This is a genomic window from Paraburkholderia denitrificans (assembly GCF_042655705.1).
GTDB lineage: Bacteria > Pseudomonadota > Gammaproteobacteria > Burkholderiales > Burkholderiaceae > Paraburkholderia > Paraburkholderia denitrificans.
The window spans coordinates 125,854-151,383 of sequence record NZ_JBHSMP010000003.1 but is presented as its reverse complement, the minus strand read 5'-3'; the positions used below and the strand labels follow the sequence as shown (position 1 = coordinate 151,383).

At 64.2% G+C, this 25,530-nt stretch carries 21 protein-coding genes; 11 read left to right on the top strand and 10 right to left on the bottom strand.

Annotation, left to right across the window (positions count from 1 at the left end):
- Nucleotides 1-72: 72 nt before the first annotated feature.
- Complete coding sequence (gene dbpA / locus ACFPTO_RS01030; RefSeq protein ID WP_377708787.1) at nt 73-1,470, bottom strand: ATP-dependent RNA helicase DbpA; 1,398 nt, start codon at nt 1,468-1,470, stop codon at nt 73-75.
- Between the two features lie 317 nt (nt 1,471-1,787).
- Between dbpA and ACFPTO_RS01025 the strand changes: the two genes are divergently transcribed.
- Nucleotides 1,788-2,876 carry a diguanylate cyclase gene (locus ACFPTO_RS01025; protein ID WP_377708785.1) on the top strand — a complete coding sequence of 363 codons (1,089 nt, stop codon included), beginning with the start codon at nt 1,788-1,790 and terminating at the stop codon, nt 2,874-2,876.
- A gap of 99 nt (nt 2,877-2,975) precedes the next feature.
- Here ACFPTO_RS01025 and ACFPTO_RS01020 read toward each other — a convergent pair whose 3' ends face one another.
- On the bottom strand, nt 2,976-3,989 hold the full coding sequence (locus tag ACFPTO_RS01020; RefSeq protein ID WP_377708783.1) for an NAD-dependent epimerase/dehydratase family protein: 1,014 nt from the start codon (nt 3,987-3,989) through the stop codon (nt 2,976-2,978).
- Nucleotides 3,990-4,173: 184 nt separating this feature from the next.
- On the opposite strand from ACFPTO_RS01020, the gene ACFPTO_RS01015 reads away from it, so the two are divergent.
- Nucleotides 4,174-5,070: a LysR family transcriptional regulator gene (locus tag ACFPTO_RS01015; RefSeq protein WP_377708781.1), complete on the top strand. Its 897-nt coding sequence runs from the start codon at nt 4,174-4,176 to the stop codon at nt 5,068-5,070.
- A 296-nt stretch (nt 5,071-5,366) separates the two neighbouring features.
- A complete protein-coding gene (locus tag ACFPTO_RS01010; RefSeq protein WP_377708779.1) occupies nt 5,367-5,834 on the top strand; it encodes a universal stress protein in 468 nt (155 codons plus the stop codon).
- Between the two features lie 101 nt (nt 5,835-5,935).
- Here the strand turns inward: ACFPTO_RS01010 and ACFPTO_RS01005 are convergent, their stop codons facing one another.
- Together ACFPTO_RS01005 and ACFPTO_RS01000 are read right to left on the bottom strand one after the other, a co-directional pair.
- The gene (locus ACFPTO_RS01005) at nt 5,936-6,607 is read right to left on the bottom strand and encodes a Vgb family protein (protein ID WP_377708778.1); all 672 of its coding nucleotides are present in this window, start codon (nt 6,605-6,607) and stop codon (nt 5,936-5,938) included.
- Nucleotides 6,604-7,836 carry a helix-turn-helix domain-containing protein gene (locus ACFPTO_RS01000; protein ID WP_377708777.1) on the bottom strand — a complete coding sequence of 411 codons (1,233 nt, stop codon included), beginning with the start codon at nt 7,834-7,836 and terminating at the stop codon, nt 6,604-6,606. The genes ACFPTO_RS01005 and ACFPTO_RS01000 overlap by 4 nt, the downstream gene beginning before the upstream one ends.
- Before the next feature lie 126 nt (nt 7,837-7,962).
- Here ACFPTO_RS01000 and ACFPTO_RS00995 point away from each other — a divergent pair, with 126 nt between their 5' ends.
- The 3 genes from ACFPTO_RS00995 (at nt 7,963) to ACFPTO_RS00985 (ending at nt 11,799) form a co-directional block, all read left to right on the top strand.
- Nucleotides 7,963-8,730, top strand: a complete 768-nt coding sequence (locus ACFPTO_RS00995; protein ID WP_377708776.1) for a DUF899 domain-containing protein — start codon at nt 7,963-7,965, stop codon at nt 8,728-8,730.
- 72 nt (nt 8,731-8,802) lie between these two features.
- Nucleotides 8,803-9,603: a copper chaperone gene (locus ACFPTO_RS00990; RefSeq protein ID WP_377708774.1), complete on the top strand. Its 801-nt coding sequence runs from the start codon at nt 8,803-8,805 to the stop codon at nt 9,601-9,603.
- Nucleotides 9,604-10,182: 579 nt separating this feature from the next.
- A complete protein-coding gene (locus tag ACFPTO_RS00985) occupies nt 10,183-11,799 on the top strand; it encodes a methyl-accepting chemotaxis protein (RefSeq protein ID WP_377708773.1) in 1,617 nt (538 codons plus the stop codon).
- A 167-nt stretch (nt 11,800-11,966) separates the two neighbouring features.
- On the opposite strand, the gene ACFPTO_RS00980 is transcribed toward ACFPTO_RS00985, so the two are convergent.
- The 4 genes from ACFPTO_RS00980 to ACFPTO_RS00965 all read right to left on the bottom strand — a co-directional run bounded on the left by ACFPTO_RS00980 (nt 11,967) and on the right by ACFPTO_RS00965 (nt 16,899).
- Nucleotides 11,967-12,299, bottom strand: coding sequence for a DUF2322 family protein (locus ACFPTO_RS00980; RefSeq protein WP_377708846.1), 333 nt, complete (start codon nt 12,297-12,299; stop codon nt 11,967-11,969).
- 117 nt (nt 12,300-12,416) lie between these two features.
- Nucleotides 12,417-13,064 carry a glutathione S-transferase family protein gene (locus ACFPTO_RS00975; RefSeq protein WP_377708771.1) on the bottom strand — a complete coding sequence of 216 codons (648 nt, stop codon included), beginning with the start codon at nt 13,062-13,064 and terminating at the stop codon, nt 12,417-12,419.
- 148 nt (nt 13,065-13,212) lie between these two features.
- Entirely contained in the window at nt 13,213-14,787 is a 1,575-nt protein-coding gene (locus tag ACFPTO_RS00970; RefSeq protein ID WP_377708770.1) for an EAL domain-containing protein, read from the bottom strand.
- Nucleotides 14,788-15,183: 396 nt separating this feature from the next.
- Complete coding sequence (locus tag ACFPTO_RS00965; RefSeq protein WP_377708768.1) at nt 15,184-16,899, bottom strand: methyl-accepting chemotaxis protein; 1,716 nt, start codon at nt 16,897-16,899, stop codon at nt 15,184-15,186.
- Between the two features lie 323 nt (nt 16,900-17,222).
- On the opposite strand from ACFPTO_RS00965, the gene ACFPTO_RS00960 reads away from it, so the two are divergent.
- Nucleotides 17,223-18,011 carry an FRG domain-containing protein gene (locus ACFPTO_RS00960; RefSeq protein WP_377708767.1) on the top strand — a complete coding sequence of 263 codons (789 nt, stop codon included), beginning with the start codon at nt 17,223-17,225 and terminating at the stop codon, nt 18,009-18,011.
- 48 nt (nt 18,012-18,059) lie between these two features.
- Here the strand turns inward: ACFPTO_RS00960 and ACFPTO_RS00955 are convergent, their stop codons facing one another.
- Complete coding sequence (locus ACFPTO_RS00955; protein ID WP_377708766.1) at nt 18,060-18,884, bottom strand: isocitrate lyase/PEP mutase family protein; 825 nt, start codon at nt 18,882-18,884, stop codon at nt 18,060-18,062.
- Between the two features lie 249 nt (nt 18,885-19,133).
- On the opposite strand from ACFPTO_RS00955, the gene ACFPTO_RS00950 reads away from it, so the two are divergent.
- The 4 genes from ACFPTO_RS00950 to ACFPTO_RS00935 all read left to right on the top strand — a co-directional run bounded on the left by ACFPTO_RS00950 (nt 19,134) and on the right by ACFPTO_RS00935 (nt 24,689).
- Nucleotides 19,134-20,504: an MFS transporter gene (locus ACFPTO_RS00950; RefSeq protein WP_377708764.1), complete on the top strand. Its 1,371-nt coding sequence runs from the start codon at nt 19,134-19,136 to the stop codon at nt 20,502-20,504.
- 1,240 nt (nt 20,505-21,744) lie between these two features.
- Nucleotides 21,745-23,256 carry a copper-containing nitrite reductase gene (gene nirK, locus ACFPTO_RS00945; RefSeq protein ID WP_377708762.1) on the top strand — a complete coding sequence of 504 codons (1,512 nt, stop codon included), beginning with the start codon at nt 21,745-21,747 and terminating at the stop codon, nt 23,254-23,256.
- A 30-nt stretch (nt 23,257-23,286) separates the two neighbouring features.
- The gene (locus ACFPTO_RS00940; protein WP_377708761.1) at nt 23,287-24,078 is read left to right on the top strand and encodes a formylglycine-generating enzyme family protein; all 792 of its coding nucleotides are present in this window, start codon (nt 23,287-23,289) and stop codon (nt 24,076-24,078) included.
- Nucleotides 24,075-24,689 (top strand): SCO family protein, encoded by a 615-nt coding sequence (locus ACFPTO_RS00935; protein WP_377708760.1) that lies wholly within the window; start codon nt 24,075-24,077, stop codon nt 24,687-24,689. Before ACFPTO_RS00940 ends, ACFPTO_RS00935 begins: the two co-directional genes overlap by 4 nt.
- Nucleotides 24,690-24,754: 65 nt before the next feature.
- On the opposite strand, the gene ACFPTO_RS00930 is transcribed toward ACFPTO_RS00935, so the two are convergent.
- Nucleotides 24,755-25,435, bottom strand: coding sequence for a cytochrome b/b6 domain-containing protein (locus tag ACFPTO_RS00930; protein ID WP_377708758.1), 681 nt, complete (start codon nt 25,433-25,435; stop codon nt 24,755-24,757).
- Nucleotides 25,436-25,530 lie beyond the last annotated feature (95 nt).

Below are 25,530 nucleotides of genomic sequence, written 5' to 3'. Positions count from 1 at the left end.
GCAACTGCACTTCATCGCACCTTGCCGCACCGCTCCGCACGTCGCCGCATGTCACCCCAACGCCCGGCCATGTCACTCGTCCATCATGCGGGCCTTGACCTTCTTGCCCTTCACCTTGCCTGCATTGAGCTTGCGCAAGGCGTCGCGGGCGACGCTGCGCTCGACGGCCACATAGGTCGAAAAGTCCGTCACGTTGATTTTGCCGATCTGCTCGCCCTTGAAACCCGCTTCGCCGGTCAGCGCGCCCAGCACGTCGCCGGGGCGGATCTTCTCCTTGCGGCCACCCAGAATCTGCAGCGTTTCCATCGGCGGCAGCAAGGGTGCGTCGCTCGCGGGCTTGAGCGAGGCGAGCGGCTGCCATTCGACTTCGCGCTTGAGGGCCGCCTCGATGCCGCCCACGCGCCCCATTTCGTCCATGCTCGCGAGGCTCAGCGCCCAGCCGTCCTGATCGGCGCGGCCCGTGCGGCCGATGCGGTGCACGTAGGTCTCGGGGTCGGGCGTCACGTCCACGTTGATCACCGCTTCGAGCTGCGCGATGTCGAGGCCGCGCGCGGCGACGTCGGTGGCGACGAGCACCGAGCAACTGCGGTTGGCAAACTGGATCAGCACCTGGTCGCGCTCGCGCTGGTCGAGTTCGCCGTGCAGCGCGAGCGCGTGAAAGCCCTGTGCGCGCAGCACGTCGAGCAGATCGCGGCACTGCTGTTTGGTATTGCAGAAGGCGAGCGTGCTGACCGGACGATAGTGATTGAGCAGCATGCCGACCGCGTGCAGGCGTTCGTCCTCGGCGACTTCGTAGAAGCGCTGGCGAATCTTGCTATCGTCGTGATGTTCCTCGAACCGGAGTTCCCTGGGATTACGAAGAAATCGCTGGCTCAATTTCGTAATGCCTTCCGGCAAGGTCGCTGAAAAGAGCAGCGTTTGACGCTCTTTCGGACATTGGCTCACCACCTTGGCGATGTCGTCGAAGAAACCCATGTCGAGCATGCGGTCCGCTTCGTCGAGCACGAGGGTGTTCAGCGCGTCGAGCCCAAGGCTCGCGCGCTCCAGGTGGTCCATGATGCGCCCCGGCGTGCCGACGACGATGTGCGCGCCGTGTTCGAGGCTCGCCGTCTGCGGCCGCATGGGCGTGCCGCCGCATAGCGTGAGGACCTTGATGTTTTCCTCGGCGCGCGCGAGACGGCGGATTTCCTGCGTGACCTGGTCGGCCAGCTCGCGCGTGGGGCAGAGGATCATGGCCTGCACAACGAGACGGCGCACGTCGAGCCGCGAGAGCAGTGCGAGCGAAAACGCCGCCGTCTTGCCGCTGCCGGTTTTCGACTGTGCAATCAGGTCGTGCCCGGCCAGCGTGACAGGCAGGCTTTCGGCCTGGATGGGCGTCATGTCGACATAGCCGAGGCGCGTGAGGTTCTCGATCATGGCGGGCGCAAGCGGGAGCGCGCTGAAGGGCGTGGCAGTGGTTGGGTTCGTCATACGGGTCTCGCGCCAGATGGCTGGAGGCAACGCGGCTTGTCGGCCGGTGTCGCGTCGGGGAGAAAGGTGGATCGGGAGGCGAAGGAAGATCGCGCGTGCCGCGATTCTAGCGGAAGCGTGCGCGCTTTCGCCGAATCTGCGCCGAAACGTACGACGAATCGTGCATGAAGGGGATCGCGGCTTTGACGGTACACACGTGCGACGTCGACGCAAATGCCGTTGGCCGTTGCGGCCTCATGGTGCCGCGAGACGGCTTAGCCAACCGATGGCACAATGGGTGCGTCCTCCACCTTCCAGGCTCCGGCACGAAAAAAAACATGCGCGAAGGCGACGTATCAAGCGTGGCAACGAAGCAGATGGCCGGAAAGGGGGCGCGTTTTGTGGAACGCGTCTATCGCCTGCGTGTCGTGGGACTTGGGCTGGGATTTTTCTGCGTCGCATCGGTGCTGGTCCAGCAGGAGCGCGGCTTCGTGCTGTGGGCGCTGCTGGTTTTTCAAGGCTTCCTGTGGCCGCACGTGGCGCGCCGCACCGCGCTTGCCTGTAACGTGCCGTATCGCGGCGAGCGCGTGAACCTCATGATTGACGCAGTGTCCGGCGGCTTCTGGGTCGCCGCGATGCGTTTTAACGTGTTGCCGTGCGTGCTGATTCTCACGATGCTCAGCATGGACAACATTGCGGCGGGCGGCCTGGGCTTTTTCGCGCGCGGCATCCTCGCGCATCTGGCCGGTCTTGCCGCCGGGCTGCTCATACTCGGCTTCGCGTTCGAGCCGATGTCGCGCATGCCGACCATCCTCGCCTGCCTGCCGTTTCTCGTCGTTTATCCCATCGCACTCGGCTGGTCCACTTATCGTACTTCCCGCAAGCTTGCCGAGCAGGCGCATGCGCTCGACCGCCTGAGCCGTACCGACGGCCTCACCGGACTCCTCAATCGCCGCAGTTGGGAGGGCGTTTTAGCGGGCGAATTCGAGCGCAGCCGCGCGCGCCGCTACGCGTCGTCGCTGCTGCTCGTCGATCTCGATCACTTCAAGCGCGTGAACGACACGCACGGCCATCCGGCGGGCGATGTCGTATTGCAGACGTTCGCCACCACGTTGCGCGCGCACTTTCGCGAGTGCGACCAGATCGGCCGATACGGCGGCGAAGAGTTCGGCGTGGTGCTGCCGGGCGCGACGCTGACCGAGGCGCGCGCGCGTGCCGAACAGCTCGTGGCGACGGTGCGCGAGCTGGCGTTGCGGGCGGATGCGGGGTGTCCGTGCACGATCAGCGTGGGCGTGGCGCAATGCGACCTCGTCATGCGCGATCACATCGCGTGGCTGCAGAAGGCCGACGCGAGTCTCTATGACGCGAAACTCGGCGGGCGCGATCGCGTCGTGGTTGCCGAGGTGATGACCGTGGACGCCGACTGAGCGCGCTACTCAGTCTTTGCAGTCTCTGCGGTCCCTGCGGCTGCGTGCGCCGCAGGGGGTCGCCTGGCCAGCCGATTGCCGCGCTGGCGGCTATTTCAGCTAAACCGTGAGGGCGGCGCGCACTGGCGATCCGAGGCAGCCGATTCCAGCCAGGGTCGCTTCGACAGCCGCGTCGAGCGGCGTGTGCGGCTCGCTGCCGAGTGTTGCGACAAGACGCGCGTTATCGAGCCGGAGCGGCTCGCGCCACAGGTAGCGCATTTCGAGCAGTTCGCGCAGCGTCGTCACGAAGGGCGCGGCGGCGTACACGAGCGGCCACGGGAAGTGGCGCTGCGTCACTTTCAGGCCGTGGCGCTCTGCGACGCGGAGAATCGCTGCGGCCATCTGCGTGCCGTCGGCATCCCAGTGACCACCAAAGTGAAACAGCGCGAAGGGCGGCAGCGTTGCACGCCGCCCGATCAATTCGACCATCGTCCGCGCGACGTCCGGCAAATATGCCCACTGATGCCCGACTCCGGGCTGGCCCGGCACGCTGACTTTGCGCACCGGCTTGCCCGCCTCGACGAGTCCCTGCGAGAACCAGCTATTGCTCGTCACCCGCGCGCCGAAGAAATCGCCCGCGCGCACGACGATCGTTCTCACGCCGCGCGCGGTGGCGGCCTGCAAGCGCCGCTCCATCTCGACGCGAATCGCGCCCTTGCGCGTGCGCGGCTGCTGCGGTGCGTCTTCACGCACTAACGGCAACGCGTCCGGCCCGTAGTTGTAGACGGTGCCGGGCAGCACGATGGTTGCGCCCGCATCTGTAGCTGCCGCGATCGTGTTGTCGAGCATGGGCAGCACGAGTTCGGCCCAGCGGCGGTAGCCGGGCGGGTTCACGGCGTGGACGATTACTGCGCACCCGCGCGCGGCACGCACGACCGCGTCGCGGTCCATGGCGTCGCCCTCGCACCATTCGATGCCGTCGCCTGCCGTGGCCGCATTCGCGGGATGCCGATGCAACGCGCGCACATGCCACCCGGCTTCGCGCAACTGGCGGGCGACTTCGCCGCCGATGCCACCGGTTGCGCCGAGTATCAGCGCGTGCTTGTCGGTCATATGAAAGGAAGTGGGGGCCATACGGATTCTCCGGTTCGAACATTGCGACGGATTCATTCTGCGCGGGTGTGGGCTAAGAGAAAATTGGTTAATTTGCTCGACTGGCTATACATTTTTGTATGACAACGAGCCTTGACGTGCTTGCCGGTACGTAAGGCACGAGAGACGCGGGCGGGGACGATGGGTACTTTGGGAAAGGGATGTCATGAGCGACAGGGAACCGAACTGGGAGTGGTACCGGAGCTTTCTGCACGTTCTGCAGACGGGTTCGCTTTCAGCAGCCGGGCGCACGCTGGGCCTGACGCAGCCGACGGTCGGCCGGCACATCGACAGCCTCGAAGCCGCGCTGGGGCTGAAGCTTTTCACCCGCTCGTTCGACGGTTACGCGCCGACCGACGCGGCACACGAGTTGACGCCATACGCTGTCGGCCTTGCCACGACCGCAGCCGCGTTGCGCCGGGTGGCCAGCAGTCACGGATCGGGGGTTCGGGGCACGGTGCGGCTGACCGCGAGCGAGGTGATCGGCGTCGAGGTTCTGCCTCCGATCCTGGCGGCGCTGCACGACACATACCCGGAATTGACCGTCGAACTGGTGCTGTCGAGTCGGGCGGACGATCTGGTGCGGCGTGAAGCGGACATTGCCGTGCGTATGTTCCGGCCCGTGCAGGAGGCGCTGGTGGCGCGACGCATTGGCGGAATCGAGGTGGGTTTGCACGCGCACGAACGCTATCTGGCACGGCACGGCGTGCCAAAGTCGATGAGCGATTTGTCGCGCCACGCAGTGATCGGGTTCGACCAGGAAACCGAATTTATCCGGTCGGCACAGGAAAAATTAAAGACGTTCACACGCGAGCGTTTCGCATTTCGAGCCGACAGCGACCTCGCGCAACTGGGCGCGATACGCGCCGGATTCGGTATCGGCGCATGTCAATCGCCGCTGGCGGCACGAGACAAGCGGCTCGTGCGGGTTCTGCAGGGCGAATTCTCACTGACGATGGATACGTGGATCGCCATGCACGAAGACTTGCGCGGCAGCGCTCGCTGCGCCGTGACATTTGCCGCGCTTGTCTCGGGTCTGAACGCGTATCTGTCGGGCGCATAGAGAGAGCGTACGTGTTGCTTGCGTTGGCACACGCCTTCGGCTCATGACCCACGGGATCGTCGAGCTTGCGCCACCAGCGGCGCAACGACGCAGAAAGGCTGCGAAGCCCTGTGGGCGGCGGGTTGGCTCGTGTGTCGGGGCCGTCGTGACGCGCATCGCTGCGGCGCAGTACGGCTTGCTTGACGCAGATCAACGCGGCCGGCGCGGGTAGTTCGATGATGAGCATGTCGAATCACCGGATTGCGCGAGATTCGCTCATTCTGGAATGTGCAAAAAGGCCGGAAAGGAGGTCAACGATGTATCAGAAGATCCTGGTGGCAGTGGACGGCAGCGACACATCGAAGCATGCGCTGGCAGAGGCGCTGCGTGTCGCGCGCCTCACTGGTGGAAGCATCCGCGTGGCGCTTGTCATCGATGTCGTGGCGCCCTTTGGGTTCGGCATGACGTATGTGCCCGCGGAGCTGATCTCGGGGTTTCGCGAAGACGCCCTGAAGCGTCTCGAAGCGGCGCGTTCGCAAGTCGAGGCGGCGGGTGTGCGGTGCGATACGGAACTGCTCGAGTTGCACGAACTCGCCGACGACATCGCAGGTTGCCTCGTGCGCGACGCCGAGCGTTATGGTGCGGATCTGGCGGTGCTGGGCACGCATGGCCGCCGCGGCGTGCGGCGTGCCGTGGTCGGCAGCGTGGCCGAGAGCTTCGTGCGACAGGCGAGTTGTCCCGTGCTGCTGGTGCGCGGCGCGGAGCCGGAGGCTGAGCCCGACTAGACCTCGCATCAGTAACTCAGTGCCTGTGAAGGACAGGCGAGCCGGCGTCGAACGGGTTGCGACGTGCGCGCGTCTTGCGGCTCGCCCAAGCTCCCCCACGCTCAATCCGGCGCGGAATCGACATCCGCGACCGCCGCCTGGCGCGCGGGCCGACGCACGGCCCGCACCTTGCCGCTGTCACCGCCGCCGCAGTAGAAACGGTCGCCGCCATCGGATTCGAGTCCCGACACGCCGGTTCCCTCGGGCATCGCGAGCTGTTCGAGCACTTCGCCCGTGCCCGGGTCGATGTGGCGCAACTCGCTTTCGTGGTTCTCCCACGTGCCGTGCCACAGTTCGCCGTCCACCCAGGTCACGCCCGTGACGAAACGATTGGATTCGATGGTGCGCAGGATCGCACCGGTCTGCGGATCGATCTGGTGGATCTTGCGCTCGTGATAGCGCCCCACCCACAGGCTGCCTTCCGCCCAGGCGAGCCCGGAATTGTCGCCGCCTGCGGGAGACGGGATCGTCGCGACGATGCGCCCGCTCGCGGGGTCGATCTTCTGGATGCTCGCGCCGTCGATCTGGTACAGATGCTGGCCGTCGAAGGCCGTGCCCGCGTGCGAGGGCGCCGCGATCGAGCGCACGGGTTCGCCGCTGGCCGGATCGAAGGCGCTCACCTTGTCGCCGGATGCGAACCAGACGTGCTGGCCGTCATACGTGACGCCGTGAACGTTCTCGCTGTCAGCGAAGGGGCCATATTCGCGGACGATTTCGGCGGGCATCGGTTTCATGTTTGCTCCTGGTCGGTCGGGAAGGCGGTGGGGAGTAACAAGGCTGTCGCGAATCCGGGCATGGGCGGCGTGGTCCAGCGGCGCGCGCGGGCACGGCCGAACGATTGAACATTGTTCGCGGCGGCGAGCGTATCCAGTGCGCGCTGGACGGTGCGCTGGCTCGCGCCCAGCGCGAGGGCGAGCGAGGAACTCGACCAAGACTCGCCGTCAGCGAGCAGCGCGAGCACGGCCGCATGCGGCTCTTCGACCGGGCGCGCGAGCACCACGACTTCGCGTGCGGTATGGGGCGCGAGCGTGAAGCCGTGCGTGGTGGCGTGAATACCGGCGAGCGGGCGCAGCGCCGTGCGCAGGCGGCCCATTTCGACGCGCAGGCGCGCGCGGTGCGATTCGTCGGCGTGCCGCGTGCGAAAGGCGCGCTCGATGAGCGCATCGCGCGGCACGTCGGCGGGCCATGCTTCGGCCAGCGCGCGGGCGAGCACGAACAGCACGGGGCGGCGCGTGAGCGCGATCACGGTGCCGGCTTCGCGCACGGCATGGCGGCATGCGTCGACGACGAATGTCTTCGACATCAGCAGCGCTTCGACTTCGTCGAGCCGCATCGGGCGCTGTATGCCGCCCGCCAGTAGTCGTGCCGCGGGCGCGTTCAGCACGCCACGCGCTGTGTCGATTTCGGCGGCCAGTGCGGGGATGCCCGCGCGGCGAGCGGCCTCCACGGCGCGCGCGAGCGCGCTGCGGGCCACCTGGGTCTGGATGCGGCGCATCGCGATGCCGGCAATGGCCAATTCGTGAACGGCGCGCAGGGCGGGGGGTAAATCGGAGGGTTCGATCGCGGCGATTCGGTCCTCGGCGTCGTCGAGGCGGCCGATCAGAACGAGACGCCGAATTTCCACTTGCCGCGCGTGCGCGGCGTTCGTCCAGTCGCCGTGGGTTTCGAGCGCCGTGCACGCGGCGTCGAGCGCGCGCTGAGGCCAGCTTAGGTCGCGCGAAGCGAGGGCGATTTCGGCTTCGGCGACCACGCAGCGCGCGCGGGCCACGGGCGCTTTGGGACCGAATGCGCGCGCCGCTTCGCGCACGAGCGCTCTTGCGCGTTCGAAGTCGCCGAGCTGCGCCATCGCGATGCCGCGCAGTGCGAGCGCGGGCGCGTCGTCGCGCAGTGCGACGCGGTTCAGCGCGCCGAGCGGATCACCGGCCGCGAGCGCGCGCGCGGCAGCCGAGATCAGCGTATCCATTCGAATCCCGCCACACTTGTCACTCCCTGCGTCGGAAGCCGGCAACTAATCTAGCACACGAGTACCGGCGCGCTTGACCGTATCGCGAGCCGGACCCTCGACGATACCCCTCTCAAGGAGGCAAGCATGGGCACGATGCACAAAACCGGAACGCGCGAAGAATGGCTGGCGGCGCGCCTTGAACTCTTGAGCGCCGAAAAGGCGCTGACACACCGCAGCGACGAAGTTGCACAGCAACGTCAGGCGCTGCCGTGGGTGCGTCTCGACAAGACATATCGCTTCGACACCGACGAAGGGCAAGCAACGCTCGCGGATCTCTTCAAGGGCCGCTCGCAATTGCTCGTCTATCACTTCATGTTCGGGCCGGATTACGCGGCGGGCTGCCCGTCGTGCTCGGCGATTGCGGACGGCTTCGACGGCTTCGTCGTTCACCTCGCGAATCACGATGTCACGCTGATGGCTGTCTCGCGCGCGCCGCTCGCCAGGCTGCACGCGTACCGGCAGCGCATGGGATGGACTTTTCCCTGGGCGTCCTCGCTCGACGGCGACTTCAATTTCGACTTCAACGTGTCGTTCACCGAAGCGCAGCAGCGCGACGACAGCGTGGAATACAACTACCAGCGCGGCGGACATGCGATGGATGCGCAGCCCGCCCCCGAACCCGTCGCGCAGTTCGCGGCTACCTGCGGAACCGATGCGTCCACCTATGCGCGCGAGCGGCCCGGAATCAGTGTGTTCGCGATGGAGGACGGCGCGGTCTATCACACGTATTCGGCCTATGCGCGCGGCGTCGATGGCTTGTGGGGCATGTATCAGTGGCTCGACCGTGCGCCGCTCGGGCGCAACGAAGCGGGCGTCTGGTGGCGCCGCCACGACGAATACGGCGCGCGCTGAGTTTGCGTCGACGTTGTGCCGAAGTTGCGTTGAAAACATTGAAGCAGCATTGAAGCCGCATCGAGGTGAGCCATGCGTGCCCCGCCTGTCCCCGTAACCGGCGTGCGCCAGCAGCGGCGTGTGCGGGCCGTCGCCTGGATTGCCATCGCCGCGCTGCTCTTTTGCGCGGCCACGACGCTGACGATTGCAGCCTGCGCGTCGATGTCGTCGAAAGGCGGCATGCCAATGCCGGGCGGCTGGACGATGTCGATGGCGTGGGCACGCATGTGCGGACAAACCTGGCGCGGCGCGGCGGCTTCGTTTCTCGGCATGTGGTCCGCGATGACGGTCGCGATGATGTTACCGGCGCTCATGCTCGCGCTCTGGCGCTGCCGCGCCGCGGCGGCGTGTGCCGCTGCGGCGCAGGCGGAGTGGTTCGCGGTGCGGGTGGGCGCGGGCTACTTTGCTGTGTGGATCGCGCTCGGTGTTGTGGTGTATCCGCTGGGTGTTGCGCTCGCCATGCTGGAGATGCGCTGTCCCGTGCTGGCGCGCGCGGTGCCCTTCGCGATGGGCCTGGTCGTGCTGCTCGCGGGTGCGTTTCAGTTGAGTGCTTCGAAGGCGCGTTATCTCGCGTGCTGCCGTGCGGCGGCACCGCGACATCTCGCCTGGCGCGAGGGCGTACGGCTCGGCTGGCATTGCATCGGCTGCTGCGCGGGGATCACGGCAATGGTGCTCGTCATGGGCGTCATGGATTTGCGCGTCATGGCGTTCGCCGCCGCTGCCATCACGGCCGAACGCCTCGTGCGTAACGGTGAGCGCGTGGCGCGGATCGTCGGCTTCGTCGTCATGGCCGTGGGCGCGGTGCTGCTTGCGCAGGCGAGTGGCGTTGCGTGATGTTTGCAATTTCGCGCGCTGCGCTCGCGTACTCCGCGCGCGTCATGGACGCGTATGCGCAGAAGTCGGCGTGATGCGTGCGGCGCAGCGAAGCCCGGAAAGATCCGGCAGAGGGGCTGCGCCGAGCAGCCGCGATCGCCTTTCCTGGTCCGTAAGGTCGCTTCGACCTTCTTTCAAACATCTCTTTCAAACATCGTTAAGCAATTGCGTTTGAATCATCCTGTCACGCATTCGCAAAAGACAGGATACAAACTCACTTCAGCCGATGTAAGTCGTTGTTTATCGAACGCTCTACGGCCATTTCGCCGGAGCGTTTTGAGAAAAATCAGCAGAGATACCAGTTACCCAGGTCTTTAATCTGGATTTGCGTCAATAAAAGTGCAGAAAGAGCGCCGGGACTTTCCCTGATGGCGTACGCCACGGCAAGCCCCATCCTCTGTGTGGTGTTCGGTGTTCGGTGTGCATTCGGTGTGCATATAGAAGCTCGGATCAAGTCACGGTGTCGCCGCGTCCCTGACGCATCCGATGTGGCGACAAGGCAAGCCATGGAACCACCAACGGAAGTGAGGAGGCGGCACTATGCGCAATAACCAGCCCGTAACCCAGCAGGAATATGCCCTCTCAGGCGACAGGACACTTGTTTCCGTGACCGATCTGAAGGGGCGCATTACTTACTGCAATCAAGCTTTTACCGAAACCAGCGGTTTTACACGCGAAGAGCTTTTAGGGCAGCCGCACAACATCATCCGGCATCCTGATCCGCCATCCGAAGTTTTTCGCGACATGTGGGCAACATTGCAGGGCGGTCTGCCATGGAGCGGGATGGTCAAGAACAGGCGCAAGAATGGCGACCATTACTGGGTTCATGCTCACGCTACGCCAATGACCGATGGCCCGAACGTGACCGGGTATCTTTCCGTGCGCTGCGTCGCTTCGCGAGCCGCAATAGAAGCTGCCGAGCAGCTCTACGCAGTCATGCGCGAAGAGGCGCGAACCGGACGATTGATCCATGTCCTTCACCGGGGGGCGGTCGTGCATCGGGGCTGGATGAGACGTGCCGGGCGCGCCGTCAATCCGGGCGGTGCAGGCAAACTCTTTCTCGCGCAGTTGCCGGTTCTCGGCGCGGTTGTGGGGGCGGTCAAGGCTGGGTTACCGCTCTGGGTCACAGGTATCGTTGCGGTTTTGTTTCTCGCCGCGTCCTCCTATCTGATCCAGGTGCTCACGACCCGTCCGCTACGCGGCCTCGTCGTCGATGCAAACCGTCTGGCTGCAGGGGACCTCTCGCACGTGGTGACGACCGGAGGGAAAGACGTGGTGGGTTCGTTACAGCAGGCGCTTAGACAGATGTCCCTTAACCTGCGCACGGTTGTGGGGGATGTTCGTGACGAGATCGATCGTCTCGGCGTTGAGGTCGCGCAGATTGCGAGCGGCAACGCCGACCTTTCCGAGCGTACGGAGTCGCAGGCCGCCAGCCTCGAACAGACCGCCGCCTCAATGGACCAGATTACCGGCACGGTGCAACAGAGCGCGGAGGCGGCGCAGATTGGGACGCGTCTCGCACACGACACGTCGCACGTCACTGTGCTGGGCAATGAGGCAGTCAAAGCGGTGGCGGAAACGATGGAGGGCATCGCCGATACGTCAAGGCAGATTGGCGAGATGGCCGGGCTGATCGAAGGCATTGCCTTTCAGACCAACATCCTCGCGCTGAATGCGGCGATCGAGGCCGCGAGAGCCGGGACGGCGGGCCGCGGGTTCGCTGTCGTTGCCGCAGAAGTGCGGGGGCTCGCGCAGCGCACCGCGAGCGCAACGAAGGAGATCAAGCACGTCTTGTCGGAATCGGCACAACGGGTCACGCTCGGCCGCGAACGTACTGATGACGCGCGCGAACGGATGAAGGATGTGCTGGGCGCAGTGGAAAAGGTCGCCACCGCCCTTGACGGGATCAGCACGGCGGCGGATGAGCAGCGCACCGGGGTGACGCAGGTCGGTACCGCCGTCTCGCAGATGGACACCTTGACGCAACAAAACGCAGCGATGGTGGAAGAACTGGCGGCGGCGGCTGAAACGCTAAAGGGCCGTGCTGAGGAAGTCAGCAATTCGATGCGCCTCTTTCGCCTCGTGCGCGGGGAATTTTCCCTTTCGCAACTTGATGCGGTCGGGCAACGCCGGGCGGGACGGATGCTGGCGGGGTGATGCTTTTGCCTGACGCTTCGCCGTTTTGGGCGCGCTTTTCTCGCCGCGCGGGAGCAGCTTCATGATTGCCGCCAGCTACGCCCGTGCGTTTTCACGACGCCCGCCGCTCCGGCACGGCCAATCGCCATGCGCGAAAACGCGAAATGGGCCTGGCCGTGCCAGCGCGCTCAGGCGGCTGCGACGACGTCGATGCGCAAGGCTGCGCCGCCCGCAGCGATATCGAGCAGGCGATCGACATTGGGATGCGCGCCCGGACGGTTACGCGCGTCCGCAGTGTGCTCGCCGAACACGGCGAGGCCATGTTCGGCGGCACGGGCGTCGAGCGTGCCGAACGCCTGCTTCAGATAGTGGTAGACGGCAAGCGATCCCTGCTTGCCCGGCTTGTTTTCGATAGTCGCCACCACCGCTCCCCGATCGTCGACGAGATCGATACGTTCGATTCCGTCGATGGAAGGAAGCTGCGCCAGGTTGTCCTTGAAGAGGTTGCCCGCTTGAATCACTCGAATCACTTGAAATACTCCGTTGAACGGAAATGCCGCAGGGCGCGCAGCGCGCTGCGGCAGATCGAATAGAAGAAGGAAGTTCCCGCGCGGAGGATACCGCGCTTTACACCCGCTTTACACCAACGGTTGCGAGATTTGCTCGGTCTTGTATGCGCGCACAACGGCCGGGCGTTCAAGCATGCGCTGGAGATAAGCGCCGATTCGCGGCCATGTCCGCGCCGGACGCTGAAGACCGCGCGTCCACCGGCAGAGCATCAGCGCATACGGATCGAGCGCGGAATAGGTTTCGCCGAGCAGCCACGGGCCGCCTGACGTTTCCAGTTGCGCTTCGAGCTGATCGAGCAGCGTGACGATCTTCGCTTCGGCCCGTGCCTGCACTTGCCGGGCGCCATCGGCGTTGTCCGCGTCGACCCAGCGTTCCGGATAGAAGTAGGCGATCAACGTGCTTTGCAGCGTGTTCGTGAGCCACATGAGCCACTTGTAGAACTCGGCGCGTTGCGGCGTGCCCAGTACGGGAGCGAGCGCGCTGCCGGGATGCGTATCGGCGAGATGCAGACAGATCGCAGCCGATTCGTAGAGCACGAAGTCGCCGTCGGCGAGCACGGGAATCAGGCCGTTCGGATTCAGCTTCAGATAGTCCGCGGATTTGTGCTCGTTACGCTCACGATCGACGAGCTTCAACTGGAAAGGCTGCCCGATCTCTTCGAGCAGAATATGCGGGGCCATGCTTGCATTGCCGGGGTAATAGAACAGCGTGTTCATTGTGTCTCGACAGTGGTTGGGTGAATCCGGTCAGAAAAAACGTGCGCCTATTATTGCAGGAACGTTCGTGCAACGTATTCCGTTGCGTGCGCACGCGGGTTCGTTTATGCGCAATCCGCCTGCAGTCTTCGACGCGGCCAGCGCACACTCATCCCGACTGAACCGCATCGCCCGCGGCGGCGACAGGCGGCACGGCGCGCACGTAGCGTGCGAACTCATCGGCCGGCATGGCCTTCGCGTAGAGCCAGCCCTGTGCATAGCCCACGTTGTGGGTTCTGAGCCAGCGCGCCTGGGTTTCGGTTTCGACGCCTTCTGCAACCGTCAGAAGGTTGAGGCTCTGCGCCATCGCGACGATGTGCGGGAGGATGGCGTTGACTTCCGCGCCGGTCACAAGCGCGTGTATGAACACCTTGTCGATCTTGATGCCGTCGACGGGCAGTTCCTGGAGATAGGCGAGACTCGAAAAGCCGGTGCCGAAGTCGTCGATGAGAATGTGAAATCCCGCCGTGCGGTAGCGCTCGAGCACGGGCGCGAAGCGTTTGGCGTCGAGAAACGCGCGCTCGACGGCCTCGAACCAGATCTGATCCGGATGCACGTCGTATTTGACGAGGCAGGCCTCCAGGGTTTCCATCATGCGCGAGGTTTCGAGATCGTCGCGGGTGAGATTGATCGAGACGTGCAGATCGCGGCGCTGCGCGAGCAGGTTGCCCGCGCCTTCGAACACGGAGCGGATCACCTGATCGGTGATCGGCTGGATCAGTCCGACCGATTCCGCCATCGGAATGAACGAGTCCGGCGCGATGATGGTGCCGTCCGCGAGCTGCCAGCGCACGAGCGCTTCCGCGCCGATGCAGCGCCCGCTGTCGAGTGCGACGATCGGCTGGAACCAGACGACGAACTGGCGGCGCCGGATCCCTTCGAGGAGCGAGTTGCGCGGCGTGCGCAGTTCGCGCCGCCAGGTCAGGATGAACCAGGTGGCGAGGCCGCCGATGACGAGCGCGGGCACGATGAACGCACTCATTTGCCGGAACCAGTTGGGACGAATGCGCTGCTCCGGTTCGTACGCGACGATGGCGAGCGGATAGCGGTGCGAGCGCTCGACCACGTAGTAGCGGCCGCCCGCGTAGCCCGTGGTCAGATCGCGCTGGACCGCGCCGCGAACAAGGCTCTCGCTGGTTCGCGGCCAGCGGGTGATGACCGTTGCGTCCTGCGTCTCCACCACGCCGAGTTCGAGCGTGTCGTTGAGCGGCACGATATCGACGTAGAAGCGCGGGTCGATCACGACGAGATTGTTGCCGTAACGGATATTGAGCATGCTCTGCTTCGCACCGCGCCGGCCCACTTCCGAATGCCACGCGGAGAAACCGTAGGCATCGGTCCATTCGGGCGGCGGTATGTTGCCGCCGCCCGTTGCGCTGAGTGTCGAGCAGCGTAGCGTCTGGCCGTCCGTGTATCCCACGTCGCGGAGATAGCGGTGCGTCTCTTCGGTCTGCTTGAGCAGATGCAGGTGGTCGTCGGTGCACGGGGGATTGCCGTAACGCGCGACTTCGCGCAGCGCCGATTCGGCTTCGTCGGTCACGCGTTCCGCGCGCAGCAGCGCGCGCTCGGAATAAGAGTCGACCTGCTGGCGTTGACGCTGTTCGATGACAGCATCCGTAGCGTAGATGGCGATGCCCAGTACCGCCGTGACAGTCAGCGCGACGAGGCAGAACGTTGTCAACACGGTCGATCTGTTATCCATCGGGGACGGAGGGACTCTCGTGATTGCGACGATCAGGATGCCTTGCGCTTCGCGTGTGTGGGCTACGCGATTCGCCACGATGCTGGCCGCTTTCCGGCCGTGCGCCGCCCCGCGACAGACAGGTGCGTTTTGCCGTCGATGGCGTAAAAGTGCTGCGCGTCAATTGCGCAGCGTCGTGCGCAGAGAGCGGTGTTGCCGCGCCCGTTATGGCCTGCCCGTGTGGCGTGGAGCAGCGGGGCGCAAAGCACTCGAAGAGGATAGCATCGCGCGCGGCAGGCGTTGCGTGCGCTGGCGCGCGCGGCGTTCGCAAATGGTCAGCCGCGTGCCGGTTAAGGCATCGCCGCCCGCTATGGTTTTACCCGCTGTACGCTGCGTGCGTCAGAACGTTTCCCAGTCTTGCTCCGCACTGGCCGCACTGGCCGGAAGTTCCGGTTCCCGCTGACGCACGGGGGCTGCGCTCGCACGCGGCTTCACTTTCGGTTCGCGCGGCGCAGCCGGTTTTGCAGGCTTGGGCGCGGCGGCAACCGGCGTCTCGCGCGTCGCGCCGATCCGGAACGCTGAGATCACGTCGCGCAAGCCGTGCGATTGCGTGGCCATCGCCTGGGCCGCCGCCGACGCTTCCTCCACCAGTGCCGCATTCTGCTGCGTCATCTCGTCCATCTGTGAGACGGCCTTGTTGACCTGCTCGATGCCCGAGTGCTGCTCTTCGGAAGCGGCGGCGATTTCGCCCATGAGGTCCGCCACGCGTCTCGCGGACACGACGACTTCGTCGATGGTCGTGCCCGCCTCGTCGACGAGCTTCGAGCCTTCCGCCACCTGCGTGACCGACTGGCCGATCAGTTCCTTGATTTCCTTCGCGGCACTGGCGCTGCGCTGCGCGAGCGTGCGCACTTCGGCGGCGACGACGGCGAAGCCGCGTCCCTGGTCTCCCGCGCGCGCCGCTTCCACGGCGGCATTGAGCGCGAGGATGTTGGTCTGGAACGCGATGCTGTCGATTACGCCGATGATCTGCTCGACGCGTTCGGACGTGGTCGAAATATCGTGCATCGTCGCCACGACGCGGCGCACGGCGTCGCCGCCGCGCGCGGCGACCTGGGACGCGTTGACCGCGAGCGTGTTGCCCTGGCGCGCGTTGTCGCTGTTGTGTTTCACCGTTGCGGTCAGTTGCTCCATGCTCGCCGCCGTTTCTTCGAGCGAGGCGGCCTGTTCTTCGGTGCGCGACGAAAGGTCGAGATTCCCGGTTGCGATTTCGCTGGCGCCCGTCGTGATCGATTCGGCGGACTGCTGGATGCGCCGCACCGCTTCCACGAGTTGCCGCTGCATCTGGCTCATCGCGTACAGGAGGCTGCTGGAGTCGCCGTTCCTGACCTTGACCTGCGTGGTGAGATCGCCCGCGGCGATGCGCGTGCAGATTGCGGTGGCGTAGCCCGGTTCGCCGCCGAGGCTTGCGCGGATGCTGCGGATCAGCCAGACCATGCCGAGCGTGACCGCCACGCCAATCAGCGTCATGAGCACGAGGTTACGGATCAACGTGCTGAAGAGTGCGTCGTCGATGTCGTCGACATAGAGGCCAGTGAAGAGGTGCCAGTCGTACTCGGGCACGAAAACGGAGTAGGTGATCTTGCCGACCGGCTGGCTGTGGCCCGGCTTCGGCCACACGTAGCGGGTGAGGTGATTGCCGCCGGGCGACGAGCTTTTCACGATCTCGACGGCAACGTGGCTGCCGCGTGCGTCCAGCATGCCGGACTGGTCCTTGTTCTCGAGTTCGGGCTTGGGCGGAACGAGCACGGCCCAGGCTCGCGAATCGTAAGCGCCGAAGTAACCGCTTTGATCGGCGCCGTAACGTATGTTGCGCAAGGCCGCGATGGTCAGACGCTTTGCGTCGTCGGCGGAAATCTGGCCGGACGTGGCCTGCTTCTGGAAGAACGCGACCACGCCCATCGCCGTGTCGACCTGCTGCGCGAGCATCTCTTCGCGATCGCTCAGCATGTTCTGCCGCGTCATGACCGCGTTCGCGACAATCATGACGACGAGCGAGATCCACAGCAGGGCGATGATGCACCACGCCTTCTTGTTCAACGATACACGGTTCACTTTTGGAATTCCCGGTCTCTCTCGTGTTGCTGCACTGTCCCAACACGCAATCCAGGCAGGCGGGACTGCCTCCCCGCTCTGTTTATCGGACGATCCGGGGCAATCTGAACCCTCGCGGGGCAAATCCGCGCTGGCAGGTCGCGTTGATGTGCGTGGGGGCGGGATATGCGCACGGGCGGCCAGCGCAGGCGTGCCCATGCCAGTCCGTGAGCCCTGAGATCATCTGGTTTTATCGTTCACGGAGGCGTCTTGCCGCGCCGGTAGGATCGGCGCGATGGCAAGGGCGGCGCCTGTCGACCCGCCCGCCGCTTCGAGGATTGGCAATGCAGACGGTCGTAATCACCGATTGGCAGCAGTTCATGGCGCTCACGATGCAGCTCGAAGGCTGGGCCTTTCGGGGGCAGCAAAACGAGGCCTGGCGGCTCGAAAGCTCGCTTTCGCGCTACATGCGCGACTATGTGCTGGACCGCAGCCAGTGGCGCGTGCGCGAGGAGCGGGCGATCCGCATCTTCCGGCGCAAGGCGCACAACTTTCTCGCGCATCCCGACCTGCTCAAGGACGATCTGCGCTGCCTCGCGCTGATGCAGCACCACGGCGCGCCGACGCGCCTGCTCGATTTCACGAAAAGCCCCTTCGTCGCCGCGTTCTTCGCGCTTGAACGCGCGACCGGCGATGCGGCCGTGTTCGCGCTGAATACGCCCGCGCTGTGGAATAACCGGGCGGTGCCGAAGGCCAACCCGACGCTTACGCGCGACATGATCGATCCCCGCGTGCAGGACAATTTCGACCGGTACTATTTTTCGAACCGTCACGAGATCGTGTGGTTCGGCGAACCCACGGAAATGGACGACCGGCTCGTCGCGCAGTCGGGCACGTTCGTGGTGCCGGGCGTCATCGACAAGTCGCTGCAGGCCATTCTCGACGGCTACGAAAGCAACGAGGAACTCCTGCACAAGATCGTGCTGCCCGAACGCATTCGCGTCGACGCGATGAAGTGGCTCTACCGGATGAACATCACCAATGCATCGCTGCTTCCGGGGCTCGACGGTCTGGCGCGCTCGATTGCGGTCGAACTGGAAATCGTCTGGCCGGGCCTGATGCCGTCTCCGTGACGTTCGCGGCGCGCCAGCCGCACCGGTCTCGCATTAGCCGCGCTGGTGCTAGCGGTTCGCGCTGAAAATGCCATCGAGCTGCGGGCCGCGCGCGGCGCCTTCGAAGCCGTCGAAGCGGCCCTCGGCCAGCAGCTGCGCGGTGCGCATGAAAGCGCCCCATGCCACGCGCGCCAATGCGCCGCCGACGCTCACGCGCCGCACGCCGAGCGCCGCGAGATCCGCAAGCGTGAACTCCGATACCGAACCTACCAGCACGTTGACCGGCTTCGGCGCGACTGCGCCGACCACGGCGGCGATCTGTTCGCGCGTCCGGATGCCCGGCGCGTAAAGGCAATCGGCGCCCGCGTCCGCGTAGGCCACGAGGCGCCGGATGGCGTCGTCGAGATCGGCCTTGCCCGCGAAGAAATTCTCGGCGCGTGCGACGAGCAGCGTGTCGCCGCCGTGTGCGTCGATGGCGCGCCGCGCCGCCTTGATCCGTTCGACGGCCACTTCGACCGGAAAGAGCGGCGCGGCCGGGTTGCCGGTCGAGTCCTCGATGGACAGGCCCGCAACGCCCGTTTCCACCGCCAGGCACACGCTTTGCTCCACTTCATCGGGGTTCGCGCCGAAACCGCTTTCGAAATCGGCGTTTACAGGCAGGTCCGTCGCGCTCACGATTGCGCGTAGATGGGCAAGCACCGCCTCGCGGCCGACGGTGTTGTCGGCGTGGCCCGTGGACCAGGCGAAGCCGGAACTGGTGGTGGCGAGCGCCTTGAAGCCGAGGTTCTGCAAATAGCGGGCGCTGCCCACATCCCACGGATTCGGCAGCATGAAGCAGCCGGACGCGTGCAGCGCGCGAAACGCCGCGCGCTTTTCGCCTGTGGTTTGAGGCATGGCATGTCTCCTGATCGAACAAGGGGGCGGCAAGCGTGAGTGCCGCACGCTCGCCAGCATAAACGGGGAAGTCGTTTCGCGCGGTCGGCGTGACATGGTGCGGTGCGATGAAAGCGGCGCGAGCTCACACCAGCATGGAGGGACATGAAATGTTTGCTATCGCAGATGCTGGCGCCGAAACCTGATTGAAGTTAATCCGGTACGTAACTATCCAATCGTTCAGATCTACCTTTCTTTTTGGGGTAAGAAATGACTGATGAATCATCGGGGGTGATGCCCCTATCCGCGGAAGACGCCCAACGTCAGTTGCGCCGCGCTGTTATTGCCAGCACGATCGGCACGACGATCGAGTGGTACGACTTCTTCCTCTACAGCATCGTAACGGGCCTCGTTTTCGCGAAACTGTACTTTCCTGAATCGGATCCGCTCGTCGGCACGCTGCAGGCGTTTCTGATTTACGCGGTCGGTTTTATTGCGCGGCCGGTCGGTGCGGCGATTTTCGGCCACTACGGCGATCGCGTCGGCCGCAAGGCCACGCTGATCGTGACGCTGCTCACGATGGGGCTCGCCACGTTCGCCGTGGCGTTCGTTCCGACCTATGCCTCGATCGGCATCTGGGGCGCCGTGATTCTCACCGTGCTGCGCTTCATCCAGGGCGTGGGCGTGGGCGGCGAGTGGGGCGGCTCGGTGCTGATGTCCATGGAGTGGGCGCGAACCAATTCGCACCGCGGCTTCGTGGCTTCCTGGCCGCAGTTCGGCGTGCCGGCGGGACTCTTCATCGCCAACCTGGCGGTTCTGGCGATGAGCGAAATCTCCGGTAGCGCGTTCCTCACCTGGGGATGGCGCGTGCCGTTCTTCATGAGCATCGTGCTGGTCGCAATCGGCCTCTACATCCGCTTGAACATCCTGGAGACGCCGATCTTCGCGAAGCTGCTCGCCGAGCGCAAGATCGAAAAGACGCCGATGCTCGAAGTGATTCGCCGCCAGCCGAAAGACATTCTGTATTCGGCGCTCGCACGCATGGCCGAACAGGCGCCGTTCTACATCTTTACCGCCTTCGTCTTTACTTATGGCGTGACGAACCTCGGCGTATCGCGGAACCTCCTGCTGATCGCGGTGCTCGTGGCTTCCGTCGTGGAATTCGGCACGATTCCGTTTTTCGGCCACCTGTCCGACCGGATCGGGCGCAAGCGGATGTACATGATCGGCGCCGTGGTGGTAGGCGTATTCGGCTTCCTCTACTTCGCGATGGTCGACACCAGAAATCCGATGTGGATCTTCGCGGCGATCGTGCTTTCGCTGGTGCCGCACTCGATGCTGTACGGTCCGCAGGCGGCCTTTATCGCCGAATCGTTCACGGGGCGGCTGCGCTACAGCGGCGCATCGCTCGGCTATCAACTGGCTTCCGTTATTGCCGGCGGTCCCGCGCCATTGATCGCGACGGCGCTCTTCGCTTACTACCGCTCCGGCTATGCGATTGCGGCGTACATCCTCGTGTGTGCCGTGGTCAGCCTCTTTGCCGCGTGGCGCATGGGCGACTACACGAACAAGGATATTTCGCGCGAATACGATGAAGCGCATGCGTTGCCCGATGGCGGACACGCTTCACGGCCCGCATGAGCTATCGGTTTGCGGCACGGGTTGGCGGCACGGCAGATCAATGCGCCAGGCAACTGGCGCATTGACTGATTCGGTGCGCCCACATGCGGGTTGCATGATGCAGGCAACGCTTGCGGCTCGACTGCGCTGCGCACGCATGCAGCCGCTATCGCGACAAACTTGAGAACCGTCAATTCCGCTCCTTTCCAGCCCATGCGCCGCGCATCGTTTCACGCTTCGACGTGCCTTATGAGCCATACACTGACGCGCGCGTTCCCAGCTTCCTTCGGCCACGGCATGGCGATCGAGCGAGTCTTTCTTCGTCCTGGCAGGCCGCGCGACGGACTTGCGCGCAGCGCAACGCGCGGCATCCCGGGTGAAGCTATCCACGCGTGACGTCTGCAAAAACGTACGCACGGCTGCACTGCGCGGTATTTCGTCATCCCGTCGCGAAGCCGGCCGAAATGGTTGCGCAAGGACAAGATCGCCCGGGGTGAAATTAAAAAATCGCGATCTGCGCAGCGCGTGTCTATTTGAATAATTCGCGCAATTGCCGGACTGGCAGGGCCTGGCGTGTTTTTGTGGCTAATAAAACCATTGTATGAGTAAGGGAATGCGCCGGGTGCCTGATTTTTTTGAGTGGCCTAAAACCCTTTTATCGTCGCGGGAATATGTGCGGCATTCTGCTGCATAACCGGGATTGAGAAATTGATGGCAATCAAAGATATATATAACCGGAGGGTTTAGTCTCTTTCATGTAACGAAGCCGTAATTAACAGGTTGCATTGATGTAGCTGAAATAGCGAAAGACATTATTTCATTCTGCCGAGGAGTGGCTATCTGAAAATCGGTTTGCTACTGCCCGCATTGAATGAGATTAGCTTTGGGTTCTCGGTTCATTATGGTTGCGCATCTCAAACCCGGCTTTAACGGGTGACAGGTATCTTTTGCCTGCGTCGCTATTCCCCGGATAGCTCGCATCGGCCGCGCAGGGAAGCCAGTCCTTGATCCGCTCGTGCGGCACCCGTTGCCGCAGGGGGAGTTGCGGGCGTGAACGGGAGAATCGTCTTCAGGTAATGAGTTCAGCCTGGTTTTGGCGGGAAATTCAGAACGAAATTCGGATAAGAATACACACAACAGGCTCTGTTTAGCAGCGCCGTGGATTGCTGGAAAAGGGAACGTTAGCTGCCGTCGGGGGATTTTCGGCGCCAATTTATTCCTGGCGCATCACAGATCCCGGTAGCGAGAGCAAATATGGAGAATGCTCATGAAGCGAAAAATTTTTAATGCGTTGGCCGTTGCCGGTTTGCTGGCCGGTTTCTCTTATCCGGCGTTTTCCGCGACCGCGGTGCCCGGTGATCTGGGTGCCCCGCAGGGTGCGCCGATTCAGGCTGTGCTGACCAGCCCGCCGAACGTGCCGCCTCCGATCGACCGTAAGTATCCGGCGCGCGTGATCGTCAATCTCGACATCAAGGAAGTCAAAAAGGAAATCGCGGACGGCGTGACGTACGACTTCTGGACGTTTGGCGGCACCGTGCCGGGCAGCTTTATCCGCGTGCGCCAGGGCGACACGGTTGAACTGCACCTGACGAATCCGCCGGATTCGCATATGCCGCACAACATCGACCTTCACGCAGTGACCGGTCCTGGCGGCGGCGCGCCGCTGACGCTGACGTCGCCGGGCCACGAGGGTGTGTTCACGTTCAAGGCGCTGAACTCCGGCCTGTTCGTTTACCACTGCGCGGCAACGCCGGTCGGCATGCACATCGCCAACGGCATGTATGGCCTGATCGAAGTGGATCCGCCGGAAGGCCTGCCGAAGGTCGATCACGAATACTACGTGATGCAGGGCGATTTCTACACGGCCGGCAAGTATCACGATCAAGGCATGCAGGGCTTCGACATGGAGAAGGCCCTCGACGAGCGTCCGACCTACGTGCTGTTCAACGGCCGTGAAGGCGCGCTCACGGGCGATAACGCCCTGAAGGCCAAGGTCGGCGACAGCGTGCGTCTGTTCATCGGCAATGGCGGTCCCAATCTGGTGTCGAGCTTCCACGTGATCGGGGCGATCTTCGACCGCGTGTGGGACGGCTCGCTCAAGCACTACGAAGAGAATGTGCAGACCACGCTGATTCCTGCGGGTAGCGCCAAGGTCGTCCAGTTCAATACGCCGGTGCCGGGCACGTTCCTGCTGGTCGATCACTCGATCTTCCGCACGTTCAACAAGGGCGCGCTGGGGATGCTGAAGGTGGACGGTGCGCCGGCGCCGGAAGTCTACGCACCGGGCCCGGTTACGGCGATGGCGAAGGCAAAGACGGCACCGGCAGCACCGGCGGCAGCGGCCGCAGCGTCGGGTGCAGCCGTGCAGTCGAGCACGGCAGCGCCGGCACACGACACGAGCACGCATGCGCAAGCGGCAGGCAAGCCGGCCGATCTCGTCGCAACGGGCAAGCACGTGTTCGAGGGCATCTGCGCCGCGTGTCACCAGGCAACGGGCGGTGGCATTCCGACCGTGTTCCCGCCGCTCGCGAAGTCCGACTTCCTCGCGGCCGATCCGAAGCGTGCGATCCACATCGTGCTGAACGGTCTGAACGGGAAGGTCACAGTGAATGGCGAGCACTTCGATTCGTCGATGCCGCCGCTCGGTCCGCAACTGACCGACCAGGAAATCGCCGGCGCGCTGACGTACGTGCTGAACAGCTGGGGCAATCCGGGCGGACACGTGAGCCCGGAAGAAGTGGCAGCAGCGCGCGCGCCGACCTCGGCACACTGACGCTGCAATTTACCGGAGTGGAGTTCAACGATGCGATCTCCCAGGCTGTTGGCCGCCGCACTCTTACTGGCAGCTTCGTGTGCGTATGCCGATGGGCAATACGCCTTCGTGCCGGGGGGATTGTTTCATAGCGCGATTGCGCAAGAGGGCAATGCGACCGACGCCGTGGAGGTAGCGCCCTTTCGCATGCGCACGAAGCTCGTAACCAACGCGGAGTTCCTCGCTTTCGTCAAGCAGGACCCGGGTTGGAGCCGGGATCGCGTCGCTCCCCTGTTCGCCTCTTCGGGGTATTTGTCTCACTGGGCCGGGTCGTCGAGACTCGGCGACAACGCGCCAGCCGATCAGCCGGTGACGAAAGTCAGCTGGTTTGCTGCGCGCGCCTTTTGTGCTTCCGAACACGCGCGTCTGCCCGACTGGATCGAATGGGAATACGCTGCCGCAGCGGACGCACACCATCGTGACGCTCGCGCCGACGTTATCCGCAAGGCACGCATTCTTGCGGCTCTGACCGCCAGTTTCAGCAGCGCACAGACCAAAGCCGACAACAGCAGCGCGCCGAACACATACGGGCTGTACGGCATGCATTCGCTGGTGGGCGAATGGGTGAACGACTATGCGGCATTGTTCGTGAATGCCGACACACGCACCCCGGGTGGAACCGGACAACTGCAGCTTTGTGGCGGTGCGGCGCTCGCGTTTGTCGATCGCACCGATTACGCGTTGCTGATGCGCGTCGCGGCTCTCGCCGCGCTTGCACCCGCCGATAGCGCCAATGTGGGCTTCCGGTGCGTCAAGGACGTCGGTGACGGAGAAAAAATATGAAGTACATCCGCGTTGTCTGTCGCGTGCTCTACGCACTATGTTTGCCTTATATGCTCGGCTCATGCCTGCTCGCCAGCTCGCCGGCCATTGCGGCAGCGCCTGCCGCGCAGCTTCCGGGCGATTCGCTGTACCGAACCCCGCTCGTATTGCAGGACCAGCAAGGGCGCAAGTTCGATCTCGCGTCAGTGCGCGGAAAGCCGGTCATCGTCAGCATGTTCTACGCGTCCTGCACCTCGGCGTGCCCGTTGACGGTCGACACGATCGATCAGACGCGCCGCGCTGTCGATGCAGCCGGTCGCACCGCGCCTCCCGTTCTGATGATCAGCTTCGATCCCGAACACGACGACGTGGTCAATCTCGCGGCCATGGCGAAGGCGCATCAACTCGATCCGGCGTACTGGCGTCTGACGCGTCCGGCGTCCGGCGACGTGATGGCGTTTGCCGCCACGCTCGGTATTGCCTACCGTCACCGCGCGGGCGGCGATATCAGCCACAACGCCGTGATTGCACTGCTGGACGAGAACGGGCGGGTCATTGCGCAAACAACGGTTGTCGGCGCACTCGATCCGGCGTTTGTCGATGCGGTGAAAGCACAAGTCGCGAAGCACTGAGGGATACGGGCGGTCAAGCCGACCACGGATCAACCCGAAGACGCCTTTAACGCAGTCGCAGATATTCAAAGATACGTGGCGAGCAGTGCCACGATCGTTGCCGCAAGTGCCAGCAATAGCGCCGCGAGCCAGAGCGAAGCGCGCGCCGGTGCGGCGATTGTCGAGGGCAGCCGCTTGCGGCCCGTGAGCATCGGGCCCAGCAGATTGTGGCCTTTCGCGAGCGCGTAGACACCGATCGCGCAAAGATGCAGCACCACCGCGGCGAGCAGAACATACCAGCCATAAGCGTGCAGCGCCGAGATCGCGTTCGCGATGCGTGCCGGAACGATCTCGCTGAGCGGCCCCTCGTCGGCGATATCGTTGTAGACGTAAATGCCGCTCAGCGTCTCGATCAGCAAAAGCGCGAGCAGCAGCAGAACCATCCAGGCCCCTGCGGGATTGTGCCCAACCTGGATGTCCGGCTCGCGCCTGAAGAGATGCCGCAGATGCCGGAACGCCGCCGCTGGCGTTGAGACGAAACTGCTGAACCGCGAAGTCTCGCTCCCGACACAACCCCACATCAGCCGGAACAGCACGAGCCCAAGCAGCGTTTCGCCAAAACGCACGTGCAGGTTGATCCAGTTAAAACGCTCGGTGATCCAGGCGCCTGCCACGAGCGCGACGGTCAGCCAGTGAAAGAGGCGCGTCGGGAAGTCCCAGACGCGCACCGGGCGTTCGCGAACGGCATTGGCTCGATTCGATTCCATGGGCAGGAGAGAGATCGGCGCGGGGTGCCGCTCCTCCTGAGTACGAGTCTAGCGAATCCGTTTTCGCATGTCGCGGGCGCGGTACGACGTGGTGC